General features: G+C 62.1%; 20 protein-coding genes and 1 pseudogene. 8 read left to right on the top strand and 13 right to left on the bottom strand.

The genetic code is table 11. From position 1 onward, the window contains the following. Positions 1-10: 10 nt before the first annotated feature. The 3 genes from UB31_RS05130 to UB31_RS05120 are packed head-to-tail and all read left to right on the top strand — an operon-like array spanning position 11 to position 3,387. Positions 11-1,522 carry an ABC transporter substrate-binding protein gene (locus tag UB31_RS05130; RefSeq protein WP_045010053.1) on the top strand — a complete coding sequence of 504 codons (1,512 nt, stop codon included), beginning with the start codon at positions 11-13 and terminating at the stop codon, positions 1,520-1,522. Positions 1,523-1,553: 31 nt separating this feature from the next. Further along, a complete protein-coding gene (locus UB31_RS05125; protein WP_045008942.1) occupies positions 1,554-2,495 on the top strand; it encodes an ABC transporter permease in 942 nt (313 codons plus the stop codon). Between the two features lie 4 nt (positions 2,496-2,499). After that, positions 2,500-3,387 carry an ABC transporter permease gene (locus UB31_RS05120; RefSeq protein WP_045010052.1) on the top strand — a complete coding sequence of 296 codons (888 nt, stop codon included), beginning with the start codon at positions 2,500-2,502 and terminating at the stop codon, positions 3,385-3,387. 79 nt (positions 3,388-3,466) lie between these two features. Here UB31_RS05120 and cnbZ read toward each other — a convergent pair whose 3' ends face one another. The 10 genes from cnbZ to UB31_RS05070 form a co-directional block, all read right to left on the bottom strand. Further along, positions 3,467-4,213 (bottom strand): 2-amino-5-chloromuconate deaminase CnbZ, encoded by a 747-nt coding sequence (cnbZ, locus tag UB31_RS05115; protein WP_045010051.1) that lies wholly within the window; start codon positions 4,211-4,213, stop codon positions 3,467-3,469. Positions 4,214-4,222: 9 nt separating this feature from the next. After that, complete coding sequence (locus UB31_RS05110; RefSeq protein ID WP_045010050.1) at positions 4,223-5,476, bottom strand: adenylate/guanylate cyclase domain-containing protein; 1,254 nt, start codon at positions 5,474-5,476, stop codon at positions 4,223-4,225. Beyond that, positions 5,473-5,862: a response regulator gene (locus UB31_RS05105; RefSeq protein ID WP_045008938.1), complete on the bottom strand. Its 390-nt coding sequence runs from the start codon at positions 5,860-5,862 to the stop codon at positions 5,473-5,475. Before UB31_RS05105 ends, UB31_RS05110 begins: the two co-directional genes overlap by 4 nt. Next, a complete protein-coding gene (locus UB31_RS05100; RefSeq protein WP_045010049.1) occupies positions 5,859-8,453 on the bottom strand; it encodes an ATP-binding protein in 2,595 nt (864 codons plus the stop codon). The genes UB31_RS05105 and UB31_RS05100 overlap by 4 nt, the downstream gene beginning before the upstream one ends. A gap of 54 nt (positions 8,454-8,507) precedes the next feature. Then, on the bottom strand, positions 8,508-9,491 hold the full coding sequence (locus UB31_RS05095; protein ID WP_045010048.1) for an ABC transporter substrate-binding protein: 984 nt from the start codon (positions 9,489-9,491) through the stop codon (positions 8,508-8,510). Positions 9,492-9,616: 125 nt separating this feature from the next. Continuing rightward, positions 9,617-12,712, bottom strand: a complete 3,096-nt coding sequence (locus UB31_RS05090; RefSeq protein ID WP_045010047.1) for a MexW/MexI family multidrug efflux RND transporter permease subunit — start codon at positions 12,710-12,712, stop codon at positions 9,617-9,619. A 79-nt stretch (positions 12,713-12,791) separates the two neighbouring features. Beyond that, the gene (locus tag UB31_RS05085) at positions 12,792-13,985 is read right to left on the bottom strand and encodes an efflux RND transporter periplasmic adaptor subunit (protein ID WP_045010046.1); all 1,194 of its coding nucleotides are present in this window, start codon (positions 13,983-13,985) and stop codon (positions 12,792-12,794) included. A gap of 1 nt (position 13,986) precedes the next feature. Further along, on the bottom strand, positions 13,987-14,688 hold the full coding sequence (locus UB31_RS05080) for a TetR/AcrR family transcriptional regulator (protein WP_082078410.1): 702 nt from the start codon (positions 14,686-14,688) through the stop codon (positions 13,987-13,989). 99 nt (positions 14,689-14,787) lie between these two features. Beyond that, positions 14,788-15,378, bottom strand: a complete 591-nt coding sequence (locus UB31_RS05075) for a thiamine pyrophosphate-dependent enzyme (protein ID WP_045010044.1) — start codon at positions 15,376-15,378, stop codon at positions 14,788-14,790. Beyond that, positions 15,375-15,917 (bottom strand): phosphonopyruvate decarboxylase, encoded by a 543-nt coding sequence (locus tag UB31_RS05070; RefSeq protein WP_045008931.1) that lies wholly within the window; start codon positions 15,915-15,917, stop codon positions 15,375-15,377. Before UB31_RS05070 ends, UB31_RS05075 begins: the two co-directional genes overlap by 4 nt. A gap of 108 nt (positions 15,918-16,025) precedes the next feature. Here UB31_RS05070 and UB31_RS05065 point away from each other — a divergent pair, with 108 nt between their 5' ends. From UB31_RS05065 to rocD, 3 genes are all read left to right on the top strand, one after another. Beyond that, complete coding sequence (locus UB31_RS05065) at positions 16,026-17,249, top strand: cytochrome P450 (RefSeq protein WP_045010185.1); 1,224 nt, start codon at positions 16,026-16,028, stop codon at positions 17,247-17,249. 7 nt (positions 17,250-17,256) lie between these two features. Beyond that, positions 17,257-17,934, top strand: coding sequence for a potassium channel family protein (locus tag UB31_RS05060; protein ID WP_045010043.1), 678 nt, complete (start codon positions 17,257-17,259; stop codon positions 17,932-17,934). 157 nt (positions 17,935-18,091) lie between these two features. Beyond that, positions 18,092-19,306: an ornithine--oxo-acid transaminase gene (gene rocD / locus UB31_RS05055; protein WP_045010042.1), complete on the top strand. Its 1,215-nt coding sequence runs from the start codon at positions 18,092-18,094 to the stop codon at positions 19,304-19,306. A 10-nt stretch (positions 19,307-19,316) separates the two neighbouring features. Here rocD and UB31_RS05050 read toward each other — a convergent pair whose 3' ends face one another. Then, positions 19,317-20,279, bottom strand: coding sequence for an ABC transporter substrate-binding protein (locus UB31_RS05050; protein ID WP_197090767.1), 963 nt, complete (start codon positions 20,277-20,279; stop codon positions 19,317-19,319). Between the two features lie 230 nt (positions 20,280-20,509). On the opposite strand from UB31_RS05050, the pseudogene UB31_RS05045 reads away from it, so the two are divergent. Next, positions 20,510-20,662, top strand: a pseudogene (locus UB31_RS05045) (aminotransferase class III-fold pyridoxal phosphate-dependent enzyme); the annotation flags it as partial. Positions 20,663-20,897: 235 nt separating this feature from the next. Here UB31_RS05045 and UB31_RS05040 read toward each other — a convergent pair. Further along, complete coding sequence (locus UB31_RS05040; protein ID WP_156175183.1) at positions 20,898-21,341, bottom strand: hypothetical protein; 444 nt, start codon at positions 21,339-21,341, stop codon at positions 20,898-20,900. Positions 21,342-21,545: 204 nt separating this feature from the next. Then, positions 21,546-22,247, bottom strand: coding sequence for a formylglycine-generating enzyme family protein (locus UB31_RS42465; protein WP_245305948.1), 702 nt, complete (start codon positions 22,245-22,247; stop codon positions 21,546-21,548). Between the two features lie 350 nt (positions 22,248-22,597). Between UB31_RS42465 and UB31_RS05035 the strand changes: the two genes are divergently transcribed. Further along, complete coding sequence (locus UB31_RS05035; RefSeq protein WP_045010183.1) at positions 22,598-23,353, top strand: hypothetical protein; 756 nt, start codon at positions 22,598-22,600, stop codon at positions 23,351-23,353. Positions 23,354-23,716: the final 363 nt, after the last annotated feature.

Genomic DNA, 23,716 nt, shown 5'->3' with positions numbered 1-23,716 from the left:
GTTGAGAACGATGAGTTTTGTGCGTTTGGCATTTCTGGCGTCGGCATTGCTGACGTCGCTCGCGGGCACAGCCCAAGCCCAGACCACGCTACGCATCGGCATCGCCGAGGACCCAGACATCCTCGATCCCAGCATCGGCCGCACCTATGTCGGCCGCATCGTGTTCTCCGCCTTCTGCGACAAGCTGTTCGACATCGACGAGAAGCTCAACGTCGTGCCGCAGCTCGCGCTGTCCTACCAGACCTCGGCCGACGGCAAGGAGATGACGATCAAGCTGCGGCCGAACGTCAAATTCCATGACGGCGAACCACTGGATGCGGAGGCCGCAAAATTCTCGATCGAGCGTCACATGACGCTGCCGACCTCGTTCCGGAAGTCGGAGCTCGCCAGCGTCGATCATGTCGAGGTTGTCGATCCCCTGACCATCAAGCTGGTGCTGAAGACGCCCTACTCGCCGCTGATCGCCCAGCTTACCGACCGCTCCGGCATGATGGTGTCGCCGAAGGCCGCCAAGGAAGCCGGCGACAAGTTCGGCCTCCATCCGGTCTGCGCCGGCCCGTATAAATTCGTCGAGCGCATCCAGCAGGACCGCATGGTCTTCGAGAAATTCGCCGATTACTGGAACAAGGACAACGTCCATATCGACCGCGTCGTGTTCCTGCCGATCGTTGACTCGACGGTGCGACTGGCGAATCTCAAGTCCGGCGGCCTCGACCTGATCGAGCGCGTGCTCGCCACCGACATCAAGGACGTCCGCGCCGATCCCAAGCTGGTGCTGTCGACAGCCCCCGAGCTCGGCTATCTCGGCCTGACCATCAACATCGGCAACGACAAGGCCAAGGGGCCGCTGAGCCAGTCGGCGAAGGTGCGCCAGGCGCTTGACCTCTCCATCGATCGCGAAGCCATCAACCAGGTCGTGTTCAACGGCGAGTTCACGGCCGGCAATCAGTGGGTCAGCCCGACGCATCCCTATTATCAGAAGTCCTTCCCCGTTCAGGGTCGCGACATCGCCAAGGCCAAGGCGCTTTTGAAGGAAGCCGGCGTCAGCCTTCCCGTGACCGTCGACTACATGGTCCCGAAGGGCACCGAGTACGAGGCCGTCGCCCAGGTCGTGCAGTCCATGGCCGCGGAGGCCGGCTTCGACATCAAGATTCGCGCCGTCGAATTCGCGACTACCTTCAAGCAGTCCCAGGCCGGCGAGTTCCAGGTGTTCCAGATCAACTGGAGCGGCCGCATCGATCCCGACGGCAATTCCTACATCTTCATGCGCAGCAAGGCGCCGCAGAACGATGGCGGCTACGCGAACCCGGAAGCCGACAAGCTGATGGAAGAAGCGAGGGCGGTCGCGGGCTTTGATGAGCGCAAGGCGATCTACGAAAAGCTGACCAAGATCCTGCTCGCCGACCTGCCGATCATCTACATCTATCACCGCACGCTGCTGATCGCGCACACGACCAAGCTGGAGGGCTACAAGCAGATGCCCGACGGGCTGGTGCGCGTGGTCGGGTTGAAGTTCAAGTGATCGCGGCTGCGCCCAGGACGCGAGCTGCGCCATGCTGAACTTCCTCGCTCGCCGCATCGCGCAGATCATACCGACGCTGTTCTTCGTGTCGGTGCTGATCTTTTCGCTCCAGCAATTGCTGCCGGGAGATCCCGCGCTGGTCATGGCCGGAGAGGAACGCGATCCCGCCGTGATCGAACAGATCCGTCAGCAGTACAAGCTCGATCAGCCGATCCCCGTGCAATACGTCTATTGGCTCAAGGGGGTCCTGACCGGCAATTTCGGGGAGTCACTGCGCAGCAAGATGCCGGTGCGCGAGCTGATCGCACAGAAGCTGCCGGTGACGCTCCAGCTCGGCTCGATGGCGATCCTGATCGCCTTCCTGATCGGCATTCCCGCCGGCATCGTTTCCGCGGTGAAGAGGGGCACGGTCTGGGACTATGGCGCTAATCTGTTCGCGCTATGGGGCATCTCGACGCCGAACTTCTGGCTCGGGATCCTGATGATCTTCCTGTTCTCGATCGAGCTCGGCTGGCTGCCGGCCTCAGGCTATGTGCCGCTCAGCGAGAACTGGCGCGCGAGCCTGGCTGCCACCATCATGCCGGCCTTCGTGCTCGGCAACGCGATTTCCGCGATCCTGATGCGGCATACGCGCAGCGCCATGCTGCAAGTGCTGGAGAGCGATTACGTCCGCACGGCGCGCGCGAAGGGCCTCTCCGAGCGTTCCGTGATCCTCAAGCATGCCATGCGCAATGCGCTGACACCCATCATCACGCTCGGCGCGCTCGAGCTCGGCACGCTGCTGTCGGGCGCGGTGCTGACCGAGCAGATCTTCTCCATTCCCGGCTTCGGCAAGCTGATCGTGGACGCCGTCTTCAACCGCGACTACGCGGTCGTGCAAGGCGTCGTGCTGGTGACCGCCACCGTCTACATCACCCTGAATCTCGTTGCAGACGTCGCCTATATCCTCGTCAATCCGCGACTGCGGGGGTAGCGCCATGACCGACGCCGCGCTACCCGTAAGCCCCGTCACGCAAGCCTACGAGCTCGACAGCCCGGCACGCCGCGCGCGGCGGCGGTTGTTCAAGCGCAAGGCTGCTGTGTTCGGCCTTGTCGCAATCACGACGTTCATCGCTCTTGCGCTGCTGGCCCCGCTCATCGTGCCCTACGACCCCATTGCGACGAGCTGGAGCCTGGTGCGCAAGCCGCCAACCATGTCGCACTGGTTCGGCACCGACGAGCTCGGCCGCGACATCCTCAGCCGCGTCATCTACGGCGCTCGGGCCTCGCTGCTTGCGGGCCTGATCTCGGTCGCGATCGCGCTCGGCATCGGCGTGCCGCTCGGCCTGCTCGCCGGCTATCGCGGCGGATTCACCGACGCGCTGATCAGCCGGATCACCGATGCGATGCTGGCCTGCCCGTTCCTGATCCTGGCGATTGCACTGGCGGCGTTCCTCGGCCCGAGCCTTACCAACGCGATGATCGCGATCGGCATCTCGGCCACGCCGATCTTCATTCGCCTGACCCGCGGCCAGGTGCTGAACGTCAAGTCCGAAGACTATGTCGAGGCCGCGCGCGCGCTTGGCAACCCCGGCTGGCGGATCGCGTTTTCGCACATCCTGCCGAACATCATGCCCGCGCTGCTGGTGCAGGCCACGCTGTCGATTGCGGCCGCCATCATCGCCGAAGCCGCGCTGTCGTTCCTCGGCCTCGGCCAGCAGCCGCCGGCGCCGTCCTGGGGCAGCATGCTCAACGCGGCGCAACGCTTCCTGACCCAGGCGCCGTGGATGGCGATCTGGCCGGGGCTCGCGATCTTCCTCGTCGTGCTCTCGTTGAACCTGCTCGGCGACGGCCTGCGCGACGCCCTCGACCCGCGCCAGCGCTAGAGCCGCGTTCCGGGGCTCTAATTCCTTTTTTGACGCGTTTTCTTGACGCGAACCGGTACCCACTTCGCTTGAAAACGCTTTAGATCACCGTCTCGCGCATCACGCGGCGGCAATCCATCTCATATTCGAGATCGACCACCGGCGGCCGCGCAAAGTGCCAGGTCAGGCCGGAGCGTAGCGCGCCGTGACGAACCAGCTCTTCGACAAGCGCATGGTGGAAATCGTGCACGGAATAGGCCTGCACGCCCGTGGTGTCCTTCCAGCCGAAGCCGAAAGCGGTCATCCGGTTCTCCATCTGGGACGTCGTCGTGAAGCGCACCTTCTCGCGCAGGCCCTCCGGACTGAGGTCGCGGTAGCGCACGGTGCGCTCGACATAGGTGCCGCTACCCTCGCGCGCCTCGGCGCCGCCCGCGATCACGAAGCTTGGCGTCTTCGATCCCGTCGGGCGTGTGAACGAGAAGGCGTAGAACGACGGCTCGGACGGCGGATCGAGCTCGGGACAGACATTGCTGCGCGCCACCGGATTGGTGGTGCCGTCGAAGATGCTCCATTCCGACAGCGTCTTGACATAGTGCAGATTGAAGGCGCGAAAGCCTTCTTCGCTGAAGGCCGCCGGCGAGCGCAGCTCGCAAGCGCAGAACGCCGTCAGCGGGCGCCCGGCCTCCTTGATGTACTTCGCCGCGAGTGCAAAGCCTTCGGCGAGCGGCACGAGCCGGTCGAACCGGACGCGCTCGATCTCATAGCCGGCATCTGCCGCTGCACCGGCCGAATACTGGAACACGGACGGAATGAAACGATAATTTCCGGCGGCGAATTCACGCGTCATGTCAAACTCCTATTCCAGTTGCATGCGGATGCCCTTGGCACCGTTGAGCAGGCGCTTCAGGTGAAAGCCGGCCAGGGGATCGTCGGCATGCATGCCGATCAGCGCGGCGAAGGCCGGCATGGCGGCGACGTCGCCGGTTTCCATCTTGGCGAAAGCCTCGGAATATTGCGCCGTCTCCGGCGCTTCGAATCTGACCTGCGGCAGCGGCTCGTACGCGCGCAGGGGCTCACTGCGTCCACGCAGCATCAGCTCACCCACAGGGCGGCCCTGAAAATTCTCAGCTCCGTCCGCAATGCTGGCACTGACACAGATGCGCGTGCCGAGATGCTTGTTGGCCGCCTCCAACCGCGCCGCGATGTTGATGCTGTCGCCATAGGCGGTGTAGTCGAAGAAGCGATTGCCGCCGAAATTGCCGACCAGTGCCGGCCCGGCATGGGCGCCGATGCGGGTGGCGCCGAAGCTCACACCCCTCGCCTTCCAGCGCGCGCAAAAATCCTGCGCCCAGGCGTCGAGATCGTGGACGCAAGCGACCGCACGCGTCGCATAGTCCGGCTGGTCGCCGGGCGCGTTGAAGAGCACCTGGATCGCGTCGCCGATGATCTTGGCAACGGTGCCTTCATGCTCGAAGACGATCTCGGTCATGCCGCCGACATATTCGTTGAGGAGCTCGCCGAGCGTCTCCGGCGCCGCGCTCTCCACCAAGGACGTGAAGCCGGTGATATCCGTGAAGATGGTGGCGACGTTCCGCCACTGCACCTCCATGCCGTTGCCCTCGGCATCCACGGCCAAGCGCCTCGCGATCTCCGGCGAAAAATAGCGCGACAGCGAGGCATGGGCCCGCTCGGCCTCTAGCTGGCGACGCCGCACCTCGCGCAGCATCTCGATGTGACGGATGGTCTTCTGGATGGTGGTTTCCAGGTCGACGAAGTCGATCGGCTTGGTCAGAAAGTCGAACGCGCCGCGGTTCATGGCGGTTCGGATGTTGCTCATATCACCATAGGCCGAGACGATGATGGTCGACTTCTTGTCCTCGGCCTCCTGGAGCTTCGCAAGCAGCGACAGCCCGTCCATCCGCGGCATGTTGATATCCGCGACGACAAGGTCGACGTGCGGATGCCGCTCGATCGATTCCAGCGCGTCGAGGCCGTCGCGCGCGAACATGATGTTCACCAGCCCGTCGCGGATCTGCTTGCGGAACTTCTGCAAGATCAGCGCTTCCAGATCCGGCTCGTCGTCGACGAAGAGGATGGTCGGGGTCGTCATGCCGCCTGCTCGAGCCTGGTATCGATCTCCTGGCGCAATTGCGCAAAGTCGATCGGCTTGGTGAGGAGCCCCGTGGCGCCGCGCTCGATCGCGGTCCGGCGCGTCTCGGCGTCACCATAGGCCGTGATCATGATGACGGGAACGTGCGGGTAATCGGCGCGCACCTTGGGCAGCATGTCGAGCCCGCTCATGCCGGGCATGTTGATGTCTGACAGAATCATCATCAGCGAGGGATCGCGAACCTCCGCCGCGCGCCTGAGCGCATCGGGCGCGGAGGGCGCAAACTCCATCTGGAAGCGGCCGGCACGCAGGTCGCGCCGGAACTGCTGCCGGAACAGCGCCTCGACGTCGGGCTCGTCATCGACGACCAGGATATAAACGCTCAAGTCCTGCCTCCGGATGTGCGCCCCGCTGCCATCGTGCGCGGCAGCGTGATGATGAATTCGGTGAATACACCGGGCTCGGTGTTCACGTCGATCGTGCCGCCATGCTGTTTCACGACGATGTCATGGCTCATGGACAGGCCAAGCCCGGTCCCCTCGCCGGCCGGCTTGGTGGTGAAGAAGGGATTGAACATCTTCTCCTTCACCTCCGGCGGAATCCCGGTGCCGTTGTCGCGGATCCGGATTTCGACCCTGCTGCCGAGACTCTTCGTCGCTGCGCTCAGGGTCGGCTCGAAACCGTCAGCCGCACTTTCCTTGCGCTTGGCAGCCGCGTAGAAGCCGTTCGAAATCAAATTGAGGAAGACGCGCGCAATCTCCTGCGGATAGATGTCGGCCATGCCGGCCGCTGCATCGAAGTCGCGCTCAAGCGTGACATTGAATCCGGGCCGCTCGGCGCGGGCGCCGTGATAGGCCAGATTGAGACCTTCCTCCACGATCGCGTTGATATCGGCAGCGCGATGCTCGCCGGAGCCTTCACGCGAGTGCAGCAGCATGTTCCTGACAATGGAATCGGCGCGCTTGCCGTGCTGTACCACCTTATCGAGATTTCCCCTGAGCATGCCGGTCAGCTCGTCGACCTCTTCCCTCGTCTTGTCGCCGAGCGAAGCCGATTTCAGGACATCGTTGAGCTCGTCGATCAGCTCTGTCGACACCGACGAGAAATTGTTGATGAAGTTGAGCGGGTTCTTGATCTCATGGGCGATGCCCGCCGTGAGCTGGCCAAGCGAGGCGAGCTTCTCGGTCTGGACCAGGCGATCCTGCGCAGTGCGCAATTCGTCAAGCGACTGCGAGAGCTCCATCGTACGCTTGCGCAACTCATTCAGCAGCCGCGTGTTCTCGATGGCGATGACGGCTTGCTTGGTGAAATTCTCGACCACCCCAATCTGCTTGTCGGTGAACGGCCGGACTTCCTTGCGATAGACTGCGATCGTGCCGATCAGATCGCCTTCCCTCAGCATCGGCACGATGACGATCGTGCGGGCGCCGGCGACGTCGGAGATTCCTCGAATGGATGAACCTCCAGCAAGATAGGCGGGCGTGTTTTGCACATCGTGAACGTGAACAACCTGACGTGTCCCGACGACGGCGGCGAGCGCACTCTCCGGATGAGGACGGATCGCCACATCTCTACGTGAAGCGGCGAACGCAGGCGGTACGTTGTAGTCAGCCGCAATGGTGAAACCTTCACCGTCCCACAGATTCATGATTCCGAAACTCGCGCCACAGACTCGCGTGGCATTCTCGAGCATCTTGTGGAACACGGGCGTGAGTTCGCCCGGAGACGAACTAGTGACCTGCAGCACCTCCGAAGTCGCTGTCTGCTGCTCCAGCGACTCGCTCAATTCAGCCGTTCGCACCTCGACCTTCTTTTCCAAATCCGCGTAGGATTCCTGCAACCGCGCGCCCATGTCGTTGAACTGGTCGGCGAGCCCTTCGAGCTCGTCGCCGGTCCTGATTGAGATACGCTGGGAGAAATCGCCGCCGCCGATGCGCTCGGCGCCGCTGCGCAGCGCCTGGATCGGACCGACCATCCGCCGCGCCAGGAAGATTCCCGCAAGCACCGCGAAGATCGACGCGGCGAGCAGTACGATTGCGAGCCGCTGCAGCGACGCATAGAGCGCGGCATAAGCCTCCTCCACTGGCAGCTCCACGAACATGGTCCAGCCGAGCGGCGCGATCGGTGCCGATGCTGTCAGGACCTTCTGTCCCTGGATATTGGTCGCCTCCTGCAATGCATCGGGCATCGTTCCGCCGCTGGCTTGCACGGCCTTCACCTGCGCCAACCCCGACATGTCGGTGTTGCGCAGCACCAGGCTGATGTCGGGATGCGCGATCAGGCGCCCCTGCTGACCGACCACATAGGCGTGTCCATGCTCGCCGACCTTGATCTGGGAGACCACGTCCCAGATCAGCTTGAGGTTCACCTCAGCTATGCTGACGCCGGCATCCTTGCGTGTGCCGGCCAGCGCCAGCGTCATGTAGGGCTCGGATTCCCGGCGGAAATAGACCGGCCCATAATAGACCTTGTGCGCGACGGCTTCGGTGAATTTCGGATCGCTCGACAGGTCGATGCCGCTGTCTATCGCGTCCATGGCCAGCCGCGAGACGCGCAAGCGCTCCTTGCCGGTCGAATCCACCTGGGCGAGCTCGGTGATCGCCGGCACCTGACGCAGCAGCCGCAACGCGTCAAACCGGCGCTGCTCGATTGAGCCCGCCGTCCATGGCAGTTGCGTGGTCCAGCCGAGCTGGCTCTCGATCTCTTTGACGAACTGGCTGATCTTGGCGGCCGCTGCCTCGGCCTGCTCATGCTGGACCCGGATCAGCGAGGCCTTATGTTCGCGATAATAGAAAAAGACCTCGAATAGGCCGTTGGCCAGCAGTGCTACGGCGACGACGGCGACGAACAGCGCGACATATTTGGTGAACAGCCGGGTCCTGATCCCGCGCCCCGCCTCGCCGGACGCGACGCCATCCCCGGTCGCACGCGGCAGGGTCCTGGTTTGCGGGGTGTCGGGATGGACGGAAATGCTCATTCCGCGAAACCTAGCAAGAAGGCCGGAGGTTGTCTCTCACCGCAGCGCACAGGGTTACTCGATGACCTCATCGGCAAGTGCCAGCAGGGTGGGCGGAATTTCAAGTCCGGTTGCCTTGGCCGTCTTGAGATTGATCACCAGGGGATAGCGGGTCGGCAGCTCGAACGGCAGATCACCGGGGTTTGCCCCGTTGAAGATGCGGGCGACCAGTGCGGCTGCCCGCTCGAAGGATTCCGAGGAGTCGGCGCCATAAGACATCAGACCGCCGTCGCGGGCGAATTGGTCAAATTCGTAGATCGCCGGCAGCTTCCGGGTGGCGGCGAACTCGAAGACGCGCTCGCGGTTGAGAATGGTGAGCGCGTCCGCCACCATCAGGATGCCGTCGGGCAAATCGTCATTCATTGCCGAAAAAGCTTCGTTGAAATCGTCGGGTTCGCGGACGCCCAACGCCTGCACGGTCAGTCCAAGCGCCTGGGCAGCCTTCGCCGACGCCTGATAGCGCGTCGTCATGCCGAGGTCGTCCTTGTTCCAGAGCATCGCGACCTTGGTCAGTTTCGGCGACATCTCCTTGAGCAGCGACAGCCGCTTGGCGCTGAGGGTCGCTGCGACGTCCGAAATCCCGGTGATCTTGCCGCCCGGATGCGCCAGGCTCTCGATCAACCTGGTTTCGACGGGATCACCGATGCCGCTGGCCGCGACGGTGGCAATGCCGGCCGCTTTGGCGGCCATTGCCGTCGGGTAGCCAATGATCACGATGGCATCGACGTTCTTGGCCTTCAGCTCCGCGATCAGCGCGGGAAGCATCGTAACATCGCCCAGCGCGCCCCGCGCTTCAAAGGTCAAGTTCTGACCAAGCTTGAAACCACGCTCGTCGAGCACCTTGGTCAGGATCTTGCCGCCTCGACTCTCCGCCGTAATCGGCGCGATCGGCGTTAGCGTGCCCAGATGATAGACCTTGCCGCTCTGAGCCACGGCAGAGCACGGCACCAACAACGAAGCACAGCCGAGCCCGCCCAGGAATTCGCGCCGCCTCATCATACTTTCCCTGCCCTGATACTTTCCCTGCCTTGGCGCAACGCACGCCGAGCAAGTCTAGCACGGGACAAGAAAAAAGCGGCAATGGCGATGGCCATTGCCGCTTTGCACTCTTCGATCGAACGGCCTCAGGTCGGCCGCAGCGCTTTGGAATCGAGGTCGAGCTCGTTGACCTGCTTGTTCCGCTCAGAATCGGCTGCCGCGCGATGGTCGGTCGCCAGCACGACATAAACCGCCGGCAGGACAAACAGCGTGAACAGCGTGCCGATCGACATGCCGGCCACGACCACGAGGCCAATCGAGAAGCGGCTGGCCGCGCCCGCACCGGTCGCGGTCAGGAGCGGGATCAGGCCGGTGACCATCGCGGCCGTGGTCATCAGGATCGGTCGCAGGCGGATACGGGCCGACATCTCGATGGCCGAGCGGCGGTCGAGCCGTTCGTTGACCTGAAGCTCGTTGGCGAACTCCACCATCAGGATGCCGTGCTTGGTGATCAGCCCGACCAGCGTCAGCAGACCGACCTGGGTGTAGATGTTCATCGTGGCAAGGCCGAAGAACAGCGGGATCAGCGCGCCGACGATCGCCATCGGCACCGAGATCATGATGACAAACGGGTCACGCAAGCTCTCGAATTGCGCTGCCAGCACCAGGAAGATGATGACCAGCGCGAAGCCGAACGTGATCGCGAGCTGGTTGCCTTCCTGCACATACTGCCGGGAGTCCGCGAGATAGTCGTGGCTGAAGCCCTGCGGCAAATTCTTGGCCTCGCCTTCGAGGAAGTCGACCGCCGCACCGACGGTCACGCCGGGCATCGGCACGGCGGAGAACGTCGCCGAATTGAGCTGATTGTAGTGGGTTAGCGAATTCGGGTCGGTCCTGGTCTGGATCGACACTACCGTCGACAGCGGAAGCTGCTGACCGGAGTTGGTCGTAACGTAGTAGCTGCCGAGCGATTCCGGCGAGAGCCGCTGGCTGCGCGGCACCTGCGGAATCACCTGGTAGGACCGGCCCTCGAGATTGAAGCGGTTGATGTAGTTTCCGCCTAGTAGTACCGCGAGCGAACTGCCGAGATTCTGCATGTTGACGCCGAGATCCTGCGCCTTGCTGCGATCAATCTTCACCGTCACCGTCGGCTGGTTATAAGCAAGATCGCTGTCGGAGACGATGAACATGCCACTCTTGCGCGCAGCGGCCTTCAACTTCTCCATCTGCTCATAGACAGCCTGGAAGCCCGCGGTCGAGTTGATCACCATCTGCACCGGCAGGCCGCCCGGCCCGCCCGGCAGCGGCGGCAGGTTGAATGCAAAGGCCTGCACGCCCTCGATCTTGGAGAGCTCGGCCTGGACCAGCGGCTTCAGAGCGATCGACGAGCGCTTGCGCTCATCCCACGACTTCAGCAGCATGCCGGCGATGCCGCCCTGCGGGCCGTTGATGCCGTTCAGGACGAAACGCAGATCAGTCTCGGAGAATTTCTGGAATTCCTTGTCGAGCTTGTCACCATAGAAATCGACATAGTCGATGTTGGCGTATTTTGGCGCCTTGGTCACCGCGAAGACGATGCCCTGGTCTTCTTCCGGCGCCAGTTCCTTCGACGTGTGCATGTAGAGGAAGCCGACGAGCCCGAGGATCGTCACCGCGAACAGGCCGGTGATGGCCTTGTAGTCAAGCGAGCGGTCGAGCCTGCGGCCGTACCAGCGCGTCAAGGCGCCAAACACCCCGTTCACCAGCTTTGCAAACCGGCCCTCCTCGGTGTTCTTCAGCAACACCGAGCACATCATCGGCGACAGCGTCAGCGCGATCACGCCGGACACGATCACTGAGCCCGCGAGCGTGAAGGCGAATTCGCGAAATAGTGAGCCGGTGAGGCCGCCGAGGAAGCCGATCGGGGCGTACACGGCGGCGAGTGTAATCGTCATCGAGACGACGGGACCGACGATTTCCCGCGCGCCCTCCAATGAGGCCTGTACCGGTGTCTTCCCTTCTTCCAGATGCCGATGGATGTTCTCCACCACCACGATAGCGTCGTCGACCACGAGGCCGATTGCGAGCACCATCGCGAGCAGTGTCAGCAGGTTAAAGCTGAAGCCCAACATCAGCATCAGCGTGCAGACGCCGATCATCGACAGCGGAATGGTGACAACCGGAATGATGACGGAGCGGAACGAGGCCAGGAACAGGAAGATCACCACGATGACGATCACGATGGCTTCGCCCAGCGTCTTCTCGACCTCGTCGATCGACGACTGAATGAACTTGGTCGAATCGTAGGCGACCTTCATCTTCATCGACGGTGGCAAATTACGCTCGAGCTCAGGGAACAGCGCACGCACGCCTTTCACCAGCGTCAGCGGGTTGCCCTGCGGTGTCGCGTTCACGCCGATGAAGATCGCGTGCTCGCCGTTGAAGGCGACGCTCGCATCCGTGCTCTGCGCGGCAAGCTCGACGCTCGCGATGTCCTCCATCCGCACGAAGCCGCCGTCCTTGGCCTTGACGATCATCTTCTTGAACTGTTCGACGTTACCGAGGTCGGTATTCGTCGAGATATTCGAGACGATCAAATAACCCTTGGTCTGGCCCGCCGCGGACTGGAAGTTGTTGGCGGCGATCGCTGAGGCGACGTCGGCCGGCGAGATGTTGCGGCCTGCCATTTTCACGGGATCAAGCCACAGCCGCATCGCAAAGTTCTGGGCACCGAGGATGTCGGCGGATGCGACGCCATCGACGGTCGACAGCACCGGCTGCACCACGCGCGTGAGATAGTCCGAGATCGCCGAACCCGACAACTCCTCGGACGAGAATCCGAGATACATTACGGCCGTGGTCTGGCCAGTCGTCTTGGTGACGATCGGGTCGTTGGATTCCTTCGGAATCAGATATTTGACCGAGTTCGTCTTGGCCAACACTTCGGTGAGCGCCTGGTTCGGATCGAAGTTCAGCTTGATGTAGACCTGGATCGTCGAGGTGCCGAGCACCGAGGACGAGGTCATGTAGTCGACGCCTTCGGCGGAAGCGACCGCCTGCTCGATCGGCGTGGTGATGAAGCCCTGGATCAGTTCCGCGGACGCGCCGGGATAGACGGTCGTGATGTTGATGACCGTGTTCGACAGTTTTGGATATTGCCGGATCGGCAGTGTCGTCGCCGCGCGAAGGCCGATCAAAAGGATCAGCAGGCTGACGACGACCGACAGGACCGGGCGTTTGATGAAAATATCGGTAAAGCGCATCGCGGCGATCTCGATTCGATCTCGATTTCTTGGGCTTATGAAGCATGATCCGGCATTGCCGGATCATGCGAGCGCATTGTCAGTAGCGTGGCGGCTGCGCCGGAATTGTCGGAGCCGGGTCCGTTGAAATCGACACGGCAGAGCCCGATTGCAGCTTGAGCTGGCCGACGGCAACAACCTTGTCGCCCGGCTTCAAGCCCTTGATGATTTCAGCACGGCCATCGACCCGGTTGCCGGTCTGCACGAATGTGCGCACCGCGCTCAGGCTGGTCTTGCCGTCCTCTTCCTTCTTCTCGGTGATCACGAACACAGAGTCGCCGTACAGCGTGTAGTCGACCGAGGTCTCTGGCACGGTGACCACCGCCGGCTTGTCCGGCAGCACCACCGTGGTGGTCACGAACATGCCGGGCTTCAGGATCTTTTCCGGGTTGGAGACGGTTGCCTGCACGCGGATATTGCGGGTGTCGGTCGCGATCTGCGGCTCGATCGTGGTGACCTTGGCGTCGAAGGTGCGGCCAGGATAGGCGTCGACCTTCAGCCGGACCGACTGGCCAACCTTGAGGTTGCCCGAGTCCTTTTCCGTCACCGTGAAGTTCGCCCACAGCTCCGATAGATCAGTCAGCGAGACAATGGCCGTGCCGGCAGTGAGATACTGGCCGACCTCGACCTTGCGGACGCCGAGATCGCCGGAGAACGGCGCGCGGACCAGCTTCTGCGAGATCAGCGCTTCGGTCTTGGCAATGCCGGCCAGCGCCTGATCGTAGGCGGCCTGCGCGGAATCGACGGTCGACTGCGGACCGAACTGGCGCGACGCCAGCTGCTTGGCGCGGTCGAGCGAAAGCTGCCCGACGGTTGCCTGCGCCTTGAAGCTCGCGAGGTCGCCCTGCTCCGGCGCGTCGAACAATTGCACCAGCGGCATACCGGCCTCGACGTGCGCGCCGGGTTCGAACTTGATCTCGGTGACGCGGCCGTTGACGTCGGCAGTGACGTCGACCTGGTGCACGGCAGCGAGGCCGCCGACCGCGGTCAACAGGTTCGGGATCACCTCGGACTTCGCCTCGGCCGCACTGACCGCGGTCGGCGGCGGCTTGTTGTTGGCGAAGAACTGCTTGATCATCTGGCCGCGGAAATAATTGAACCAGACCAGGCCACCGACGAGCGCGCCCAGCAGCGTGCCAACGATGATGAACCAGAGCACCGGCCGGACCGGTCGCTTGGGAGCCTTGCTGTCGATCGGTTCGCCCGAAATCTTGTGTTCGGTTACGATGTTCATGTCATGCGCTTTCTGCAATCGCCGTCTTGCCGGCATCCGCGGCCTGATCGCGGCCCAAATGCGAAGCAATTGCGGCGTCGTTAAGTCCGATACCCCTCAGAAGAAACTCACACAGCTGCCGTTCCAGATCGATCGCCTTGCCGTAAGCGAGGCAGGGCACGGCCGGCAGCCTGGTCAGCGCAGCGGTCATCACCGTGTGATGCGCAAACCAGAACAGGTTGAGCGGTTCGCTGCTGCTTGGCCGCGCATCGCCGGCGGCGACCGCGCGTTCGAGCGAGGCGACGAAGACTGCTCCGATCAGCATCTCGATCTTGGCATATAGCAGACGGGCGAATTCGCCATCATCCAAATGGCTCGTGGCCATCAGTCGCAGGCGCTGCGCCTCCTCCTGATCGGGGCCGTCGGCGATCTGGAGGAAGTGCTGGACCATGCCACGCATCAATTCGACCAGGGTCGCCGTCGACGGCTCTCGCTCCAGAAGATCCATCAGCGCCGGATCGGCTTCGCATTCATCGCTGAGAATTTCAGCGTAGAGCGCCGCCTTGGAGGGGAAATGCTTGAACAGCAGCGCCTCGGAAATGGCAGCGGCGGCCGCCACGCTCTTGGTCGTGGTGCCGTTATAGCCGTGCCGGGCAAAGCAGCGTTTCGCGGCTCCGAGGATCAATTGACGCCTCAGGTCGCTCGTCATGCGCAATGAGCTCATGGCTAGTGAGTAAGCACTCACCCACGCAAAAGTCAAGCCAAATGGTGCGCCGCAACCTAAATGGGTGCAGATTCAGGGCAATTTTGCCACGTATCAGGGTCAGATCGGCTGGAACCCGAGATCACCGCGGATCCGGTTGACGATGTAAGTTCCGTCCCGGCTCGGCAGGATCCGCTCCACGTTGGCGCTGTCGATCTTCACATTGGCAAATCGCGGGCCTGCCGAGACGTCGTGGACGGCCTTGGCGAAGGCCTCGACCTCGGCCATGGTCGAGATCGCGCAGGCGTCCCCGATGCCGCAGGCCCTGGCGACACCGACGAGGTCGGCGGTGGCCGAGGTGTGACTGGTCTGGCCGCCGGTCTCGCCATAGGCCTCGTTGTCGAGCACGACGATCGAGAGGTTGGACGGCTTCTGAAGCCCGATGGTGGCGAGGCTGCCCATGCCCATCAGCATCTCGCCGTCGCCGGTGATGACCAGCACCGGCAACTTTGGCTGCGCCAGCGCCAAGCCCAGCCCGATCATCGCCGCACCGCCCATGCCGCCCCAGAGATAGAAATTGCGGGCGTGGTCGCCGGCGGCGGTGATGTCGTTGGTCGATGCACCGAGGCCGCCGATCGCAACGACGTCCTTCCGGTTCGCAAGCAGCGCGGACACCACCTGGCGGCGATCGAGGAGATTGGCCTTGCTCATTTGGTGAAAACCTTGGCGCCGATCAGGCGCTGCGACAACAGGACGGCGGTGGGTGTGAGCGCATTATAGGCCTGCCCGGCAGCCGCCTCTAACACCGCCGGCACCTCGGCTGCGTTCGAGGCGCGCAGCACCTTGATGCCGGAAAGCTCGAACACGCCTTGCGTGGTCGATCCCATCGGCACCTGCCACGGATTGAACTCGCCCCACTCGCCACGCATGGTCACGAGCGTCAGGAACGGAAAGCGCAGGATCGGGATCAGCGAGAGCATGTTGATGCAATTGCCGACCCCGCTCGACTGCATCAGAAGCACGCCGCGCTGCCCACCGGTCCAGGCGCCGGCGAGAAGCGCCACGCCCTCCTCCTCCGTCGTGAGCGGAATGCCGCGCATCGTGGATGAGCCCAGCACGTGCTGGATCAGCCTCGAATGACCGGCGTCCGGCACGTAAGGCACCTGCCGGACGTCGAAGCGTTGCAATGTCGCGAAAATATCGTCGGGCCAATTCGGGGCCGTGTCGGCAGCATCAGCGCGGGCGTGCATTTTCCTGTCCGGTCGGCTAGCTAATCACGGCACGACTGTAGACGGTGATCCGCATCGCTCGATAGAGCGAAAACGGCATATCGGTCTCAACCGGCGAGTATGGCGGCAATGAACGCAGATGCGAAAGAACTGGCGGCCAGGTTCGATCTGGAGAAGCTGACGGGCGAATTCTACGCCGATCCCTATCCGACTTATCGTGCACTGCGGGAGAACGAACCTGTCAAGCGCCTGCCGAACGGCACCGTGTTCCTGACCCGCTACGACGACCTCGTCACCACCTACAAGAACACAAAATCGTTCAGCTCGGACAAGAAGCGCGAGTTCGCGCCGAAATACGGCGACACCCCGCTTTACGAGCACCACACCACGAGCCTCGTGTTCAACGATCCGCCGGCGCATACCCGCGTGCGGCGGCTGATCATGGGCGCGCTGTCGCCGCGCGCGATCGCCGGCATGGAGGGCGACCTCATCAAGCTGATCGACGGCCTGCTCGACGCCATCGCCGCCAAAGGCGATTGCGAACTGATCGAAGATTTCGCCGCCTCCATTCCCATCGAGGTGATCGGCAATTTGCTCGACGTTCCCCATGACGAGCGTGGGCCATTGCGCGACTGGTCGCTGGCGATCCTCGGTGCACTCGAGCCCGTGGTATCGACTGAAGTCGCTGCGCGCGGCAACAAGGCGGTGACGGACTTTCTCGCCTATCTCTCGACGCTAGTGGCGCGCCGGCGCCAAAAGCCTGGCAATCCCGAGCGCGACGTGCTGACGCGCTTGATCCAGGGTGAGGAGAGCGGCGAGCGGCTGACCGAGAAGGAGTTGCTGCACAATTGCATCTTCCTGCTCAATGCCGGCCACGAGACCACCACCAATCTGATCGGCAATGGCCTCGTCACGCTCAACCGAAATCCGGACCAGAAGCAGCGGCTGATCGACAACCCGGACCTGATCAAGACTGCCGTGGAAGAGATGCTGCGCTACGAAAGCTCGAACCAGCTCGGCAACCGCATGACCACGGAAAAGGTCGAGCTCCGCGGAATCATGCTCGATGCCGGCACGTCGATCACGCTGTGCATCGGTGCTGCCAACCGCGATCCCGCGCAGTTTCCCGATCCCGAAGCCTTCGACGTCGCACGCGCGCCGAACCGGCATCTCGCTTTCGCCACTGGCGCGCATCAATGCGCCGGCATGGCGCTGGCGCGGCTGGAAGGTGCCATCGCGATCTCGCGCTTCCTGGCGCGCTTCCCGAACTATGCCGTGAGCGGCGAGCCGGTGCGCGGCGGCCGGGTGCGCTTCCGCGGCTTCCTGAGCGTGCCCTGCTCCATCGGCCGATGAGGATTTCATGAACATCAACGAGATCCGCGAGCGCTGGGCCGATCCGCTCCTGACCGGGCTAACCGCCTTGCTCATGATCATGATGTTCGTGGTCTCCCCGCTCCAGGCGCTGGGGATCTTTGCCTTTCAGGCCTCAGAGCTGGTGCTGGCGCTGCTGCTCGTCGTCGGCATCTTCGTGATCTCGGGCAGCCCGGTCGCGGTCGTGGCGATGCTGATCGCGCTCGGCATGATCACGGTCGGCGCGATCCTGCGGATCAGGTCGCCCTCCATCCTCGATCTCAATCTCTTTGCCGGCTCCTGGTTCATCGTCGGCACCACAATGGCCTGGGCGGTGGCCCGCGCGACCTTCGCGCCGGGGCGCGTGACCTATCATCGCGTGATCGGTGCGGTGCTGTTGTATATGACGATCGCGGTGATCTTCTCGGCGCTCTACACCTTCATGGGCTCGCTGGTGCCGACCGCGTTCGCCGGCATGAAGGTCGAGGACAGTCCGGCGCTGGCGAGCCAGGTGATCTATTTCAGCTTCGCGACGCTGACGACGACCGGTTATGGCGATGTCGCGCCGGTGCATCCGATCGTGCGCAGCCTGTGCAACATCGAGGCGGTGTTTGGCCAGCTTTACCCTGCGACGCTGCTCGCACGCTTGGTCACGCTGGAGATCGCGCATCGCGATCAGGACTCCTGAAAAGCACCGGCCAAACAAAAATGTCGAAAACAACCCCATGCACAGTAGGAGACGGGCCCGCCGAAAATGCCCGGTGGATGCGCAGAACCATTTGACACGCCGGAGCAAATCGGCAGCATCGCGCACGTCCCAGGCTGCCCAATGGGAGTGACGAAAAATGAGCGCGTCGGTCATTGATCTCCTCGCAACGGAAGCACGCTTTGGTGCCAACAATTACGCGCCGATCGGGGTCGTGCTGTCGCGCGGCGAAGGTGTCTGGGTCTGGGATACCGAAGGCAACCGTTACCTCGATTGCCTCTCCGCCTATTCCGCGGTCAGCCAGGGCCACTGCCACCCCAAGATCCTGGCGGCGATGGTGGAACAGGCCCACCGGCTGACGCTCACCTCGCGCGCCTTCCACAACGACCAGCTCGCCTTGTTCTATGAAGAGATCGCGGCGCTGACCGGCTCCCACAAGGTGCTGCCGATGAACAGCGGCGCCGAGGCGGTCGAAAGCGCGATCAAGTCGGTGCGCAAATGGGGCTATGAGGTGAAAGGCGTGCCGGACGGCGAAGCCGAGATCATCGTCTCCGCCGACAATTTCCATGGACGCACGCTGGGCGTCGTCGGCTTTTCAACGGACGCTGAGACACGCGGACACTTCGGGCCGTTCGCGCCGGGCTTCAGGATCATCCCGTTCGGCGACGCGGCGGCGCTGGAAGCAGCGATCACGCAAAACACCGTCGCCTTCCTGGTCGAGCCGATCCAGGGCGAAGCCGGTGTCATCATTCCTCCAGTCGGCTATTTCACCAAAGTGCGCGAGCTCTGCACCGCCCACAACGTGATGCTGGTGCTCGACGAGATCCAGACCGGGCTCGGCCGCACCGGCAAGCTGCTCGCCGAACAGCACGAGGGCATCGAGGCGGACGTGACGCTGCTCGGCAAGGCCTTGTCCGGCGGCTTCTATCCGGTGTCGGCCGTGCTCTCGAACAACGACGTGCTCGGGACATTGCGACCCGGGCAGCATGGCTCGACCTTCGGCGGCAACCCGCTGGCCTGCGCGGTGGCGCGCGCGGCGATGCGCGTGCTGGTCGAGGAAGGCATGATCGAGAACGCGGCCGCGCAGGGCGCGCGCTTTCTCGAAGGCTTGAAGGACATCCGTGCCAACACGATCCGCGAGGTGCGCGGGCGCGGCCTGATGCTGGCGGTCGAGCTGCATCCCGAGGCCGGCCGCGCCCGCCGCTACTGCGAGGCGCTCCAGGGCAAGGGCATCCTCGCCAAGGACACCCATGAGCACACGATCCGCATCGCCCCGCCGCTGGTGATCACCAGCGACCAGGTCGACTGGGCACTGGAGCAGTTCGCGACGGTCCTGACGCAGGATTTTTCTTGATGCTGCAGCCTCATTCGATCACCTCGTCGGCGCGTGCGATCAACGCCGCCGGCACCTCAAGTCCAAGCGTCTTGGCAGCCTTGAGATTGATGACCAATTCCAATTTGCTCGGCAGCTCGACCGGGATCTCAGCTGGAGCCGTCCCGTTGAGTATCCTATCGACCAGATCGGCCGCGTGGCGCCAGTTGGCAAGCAGGTCGATCCCGTAGCTGATCAAACCTCCGACTTCGGCGTGTTCGCGTAGGCCGTACACAGCTGGCAAGCGCAACGCTGCCAGGAGGGCAGCGATCCGTTGGCGCTCGGTCAAGAAAAGTGGATCGGTAGGTATAATCGCAATATCGATCTCGTTGCGTGCAAGCTGTCGAATTGCCGGCTCGACTTGATCCTTTGTCGCGACATCGATGACCACGAGTTCTAAGCGCAGGGCGGCGGCGACCCTCTCGGCGTCCGGCCGTTGAACTGCACTGGAAGCCGAATGAGCATTAACGAGTAAGCCGGCCTTCTTGGCACCAGGAAGCAACTCAGTTGCAATCTGGAGCGGCTTGCCCAGCAGCGTGTCGAGCGAGATCAATATTCCCGTCAAGTTTCCGCCCGGATGGGCGTGGCTTGCGACTAACCCTCTCTCTATGGGCTCAATCAAGGCTATCGAAACAATCGGGATGGTTGAGGTTGCCTTCTTCGCGGCGACGGCAGCTGTGGTGTTTGCGGCGACGACGATATCTGGCTTAAGGCCCACGACTTCGCTCGCTAGTCCTGGAAAGCGATCTAAATCGCCGTCCGCAAACCGTACCGCAGTATCGTAGTCCCGACCTTCGACGCGCCCGAGGGCTTCCATCTGCTGCGCGAACCCCTTGAGAAATGGCGATGCGCCCACCGGCGAGATTCCCACCAGGATGGCGATCAGCGGGCGTGACGCACGTGATTGGGGCCACGCGGAAAACGGCCATGTTACCGTTCCGCCAAGGAGCACCATGAAAGCACGTCGTCGCATCTGGCCTCACCGGAAAGCCCTGCGTGCAAGCGAACGACTATAGCAGACTCAGAGCGTCACGCGAGCGGCAACGCGCTGCAACAGCTCGTAGGATGGGTTGAGCTCTTGCGAAACCCATCAAACTTCATCCTCGCAGTTGGATCGGACAAGAGGGACTAGACACTACGTTGGTTGTCAGGGCGATGGGTTTCGCAAGAGCTCAACCCATCCTACGGGCCTGCGAGGCGCTAAGGGGCAAGGGCATCCTCGCCAAGGACACCCATGAGCACACCATCCGCATCGCCCCGCCGCTGGTGATCACCAGCGACCAGGTCGACTGGGCGCTGGAGCAGTTCGCGACGATACTGACGCAGGATTTCTCGTGAGGGGGCCTGTGTCGGAAGATCGCGATGCTGGCCGCGGCCAATACGAGCCCGTCCGTCACCTGTGCGTTGAGAGTTGTGGGCAATTGCCAGGCCGGCGCGTACTAATAAACCGAGCTTGATTGCTGCAGGCTTGCCCAATCTCCGTTATGCCCCGGTAGCGATCAAATTCCGCATAGCCGCGAAACGACGCGATGGGCCACTTGAATACATCGGGGCAGGCTCTGGGTCACCGTCTCTAAAAGCAAGGAAGGATCATCACCCAGAGAGGCATTGAGCAAAACAGGCTCCACATCCCGATGACGACTACGAACACCGAGTTCAAAGGAAAGGTGTAAGCGGAAGGTTTGCTTTGGTAATCCCAACCCTTCGACGCTAGAAAGCGCTTATAGCTATCCGCGCCGCTATCGTAGATTTTTCGGGTGAAGCCCTTCCATCGCAGGACAATGAAGCAAAGCCAGATCGTGGGAAAGCCTGTAAAGAAGCCCACCATCACCCACAACGAAGTAGCCCCACCGTTCTTGTCGTAGATGGTCCAGGCCGGACATTGGCTACCAGGATGGACTAGAGCGAGAATGCAAATAGCGATCCCCAACCATGCTAAGCAGATGACTGCTCCCCACTTAGCAATCTTGCGGCAAAAGTCGGAATCGAAATCAAGAAGAGGCTGGCTCTCGTTCATAAAATGCATTTTTTCAATGGCTCACCGGCCGAGTCAACGCCTATGTCGGTTGCGGCAGCAGGTCGAATTGTTAGGGAGCCAATGACGGCTCCGGGCCATTCGCAACCGGCTCGCAGGCCATGAGGGCCGTGCTTGTGGGACCTACACCACCGTCCTATGCCGCTCGCAGGATGGGAGCTCTTGCGAAACCCATCAAACTTCATCCTAGCAGTTGATCGAACAAGAGGGACTGTTGGCCTGACGCGCTCTGAAATCATCGCCCCACCAATATGCAGTCGATGTTCCCGCCCGCGTAACATATTCGCGCTCAGCTTCGCTCAACAATCGATAAGGTCGCCCTGTCTTGCGCGATAGCCACGCCACGTATTCTTTGGCGTCATCCCAACGAATATTTATGACTGGTTGTTTTCCGCGCCCCCAATTTTGATCGGAGGGTCGATAGCTGCAACCCTTTGCAGCTGTGCAAGCGTCCCATTCATCGAATGTCACCGCGAAGCGACCTGCGGCGAACGTTTTTGCGAAAATGACCAGATGCTGTGGTCTTTCATCTGGTGTGCTCCCGACCTCGTTCTCGCTCGCTCCCATCCTGAACTGTCCCAAGGGAACGACGATCATCTCCGGACAGGATTCGCATTCCTTGAAATGGTCCATTGGTCTCAGAGAATTATTTTCGTTGTGCGACAGCGGTTGCGGAAAACGTGCTTCCAGCAACAGGCTGTCCCTCGTACCTGGAGCTGGTGGCAACGATGGTTGAGCACTCGGGCCACTCTGGCCATTTTCGGCAAGCCCAACTTGAACAAGCGTCAAGACAGCTATCGTCCCAATCGCCGAAATCGCTCCAAACCTGACCATCCGGAAACGATGCGCGCCATAAGCCGCAAAGCACAGCGACTTGATGTTGCACATGGGTCAATCTCGTCGCTTTGCCATTCAGCCGGTGACTTCCAGTTCGCGCCGGAATCCAGACTGTCGCTGCGCCAACTGACACGATGGGCCACAACCCGACTCTCTCCCCGTAGTAGAGGCTACTGAAACGGCCCCGGGAAAGTAGCGCGGCGCCGCAGACTTGCGCAAGAAAGGCACCCACGCTGACCTATGTTGAGCTTGTCATCCGACGTCACCCTCGCTGAACCTTTGCGGGATTTCCGGGACCAACCTCTATAGGCTGCGAGAATGACGGCTTTTTGCCGTGAACCGGCCCGAACATATTGAAGTCTGATTTTATTGGCGCTGCATTTGCGCAAGAGGGGTCCGTTATGGGCCGCACAGCTGGCAAGAAAGTCAGTTGCCATGCCATCCAGCGTCATTCGCCAGGATGGCGCCACTGTCGCGTTCTCGTTGTTGCGATGCTCTGTACCACATGCGCTCTCCTGTTTGCGAGCGAAGCCAGAGCTCAATGCACGGCGCGAAATGTCCTGCAGAACCAGCTAAGGCTCAAGAAAGGTCCGTCAGTTGACAGGCCGCAAATTCTGATCAAATCCGCCGTCGATGTTCCCGTGTGGAAGACGATCACAATCGGGACCTTTGCAAATTTCTTTGCCCTCAGTAACGCATTGGATGCGGCAGGTTGCGGCATTGGAAACTCGGCTGGCGAGATTCTCGCACGGCCGATCTTTACCCTTCGCGACACGAAAACAGACATAGAGCTATTCACGGTGTCGGCGGCCGAACTCGGCTTTCAGACCGATACTGCGTTGCTGGCGGACATTTATGCGCGCGCCAAACAGCTGGGTTTCGGACTTGCGGCGGCAGAAGTCGGGCCACAGCTGAGGCTTCAATATTTTGACCAGCCGATCGGTGAATTTCTTATCGTCGGAATGGAGCCAATCAGGACGTGGAAGGGCGCCCCCGTCATCCTGAATGTAGCTAATGGCGGAGCGGGACTAATTCTCATCGGCCAAGATGGCGGCGCCGACACACAGATCTCCGTGGCATCCCGTTTTGTATTTATGCGGACCAACGAAGCCGCGCCTGCCGAAGCGCCGGAGGCCGTAGCACTTGTCGGCCGCTGAATTTCCAAGTGTACGCGGCGGCACAGCCAGGATCGTGCGTTGTTCCTCGACGGCAGATCGAAATCGACCGCTCAGAGTCATTCGCGGCCGGGGCGAGCCAGCTGCGAACCGACCAATCACCGTTCTGCCGCAGAAAGCGGACGTCAATTCAGAGGGACCATGCTGACGGCCGCCAAGCTGGTTGAACCTGCCCTGGACCAGTTCCATGCCACGCTGAGCAGCGAGCAGAAGGCGACTTCAACACTCCGACCAGGTCGCAAGCCTGTGAGCTCGTAGGACGGGTAAAGCGCCGCGAAACCCATCAAACTTCATCCTAGCAGTTGGGTCGAACAAGAGGGACTAGACACTGCATTGGCTGTCAGG

The organism is Bradyrhizobium sp. LTSP849, assembly GCF_000938255.1.
In the GTDB taxonomy this organism is placed as follows: Bacteria; Pseudomonadota; Alphaproteobacteria; order Rhizobiales; family Xanthobacteraceae; genus Bradyrhizobium.
The sequence above is the reverse complement of the archived record's forward strand: the minus strand, read 5'-3'. Positions and strand labels throughout refer to the sequence as shown.

Excerpts from the sequence above, each read along its gene's own strand:
- UB31_RS05060 (WP_045010043.1), top strand. The coding sequence starts at position 17,257 with ATGAACATCAACGAGATCCGCGAGCGCTGGGCCGATCCGCTCCTGACC.
- UB31_RS05110 (WP_045010050.1), bottom strand. The coding sequence starts at position 5,476 with ATGACGACCCCGACCATCCTCTTCGTCGACGACGAGCCGGATCTGGAA.
- UB31_RS05125 (WP_045008942.1), top strand. The coding sequence starts at position 1,554 with ATGCTGAACTTCCTCGCTCGCCGCATCGCGCAGATCATACCGACGCTG.
- UB31_RS05130 (WP_045010053.1), top strand. The coding sequence starts at position 11 with ATGAGTTTTGTGCGTTTGGCATTTCTGGCGTCGGCATTGCTGACGTCG.
- UB31_RS05085 (WP_045010046.1), bottom strand. The coding sequence starts at position 13,985 with ATGAACATCGTAACCGAACACAAGATTTCGGGCGAACCGATCGACAGC.
- UB31_RS05100 (WP_045010049.1), bottom strand. The coding sequence starts at position 8,453 with ATGAGCATTTCCGTCCATCCCGACACCCCGCAAACCAGGACCCTGCCG.
- UB31_RS05035 (WP_045010183.1), top strand. The coding sequence starts at position 22,598 with ATGGGCCGCACAGCTGGCAAGAAAGTCAGTTGCCATGCCATCCAGCGT.
- UB31_RS05095 (WP_045010048.1), bottom strand. The coding sequence starts at position 9,491 with ATGATGAGGCGGCGCGAATTCCTGGGCGGGCTCGGCTGTGCTTCGTTG.
- UB31_RS05075 (WP_045010044.1), bottom strand. The coding sequence starts at position 15,378 with ATGAGCAAGGCCAATCTCCTCGATCGCCGCCAGGTGGTGTCCGCGCTG.
- rocD (WP_045010042.1), top strand. The coding sequence starts at position 18,092 with ATGAGCGCGTCGGTCATTGATCTCCTCGCAACGGAAGCACGCTTTGGT.
- UB31_RS05040 (WP_156175183.1), bottom strand. The coding sequence starts at position 21,341 with ATGAACGAGAGCCAGCCTCTTCTTGATTTCGATTCCGACTTTTGCCGC.
- UB31_RS05070 (WP_045008931.1), bottom strand. The coding sequence starts at position 15,917 with ATGCACGCCCGCGCTGATGCTGCCGACACGGCCCCGAATTGGCCCGAC.
- UB31_RS42465 (WP_245305948.1), bottom strand. The coding sequence starts at position 22,247 with ATGTGCAACATCAAGTCGCTGTGCTTTGCGGCTTATGGCGCGCATCGT.
- UB31_RS05050 (WP_197090767.1), bottom strand. The coding sequence starts at position 20,279 with ATGGTGCTCCTTGGCGGAACGGTAACATGGCCGTTTTCCGCGTGGCCC.
- cnbZ (WP_045010051.1), bottom strand. The coding sequence starts at position 4,213 with ATGACGCGTGAATTCGCCGCCGGAAATTATCGTTTCATTCCGTCCGTG.
- UB31_RS05080 (WP_082078410.1), bottom strand. The coding sequence starts at position 14,688 with ATGAGCTCATTGCGCATGACGAGCGACCTGAGGCGTCAATTGATCCTC.
- UB31_RS05120 (WP_045010052.1), top strand. The coding sequence starts at position 2,500 with ATGACCGACGCCGCGCTACCCGTAAGCCCCGTCACGCAAGCCTACGAG.
- UB31_RS05090 (WP_045010047.1), bottom strand. The coding sequence starts at position 12,712 with ATGCGCTTTACCGATATTTTCATCAAACGCCCGGTCCTGTCGGTCGTC.
- UB31_RS05065 (WP_045010185.1), top strand. The coding sequence starts at position 16,026 with ATGAACGCAGATGCGAAAGAACTGGCGGCCAGGTTCGATCTGGAGAAG.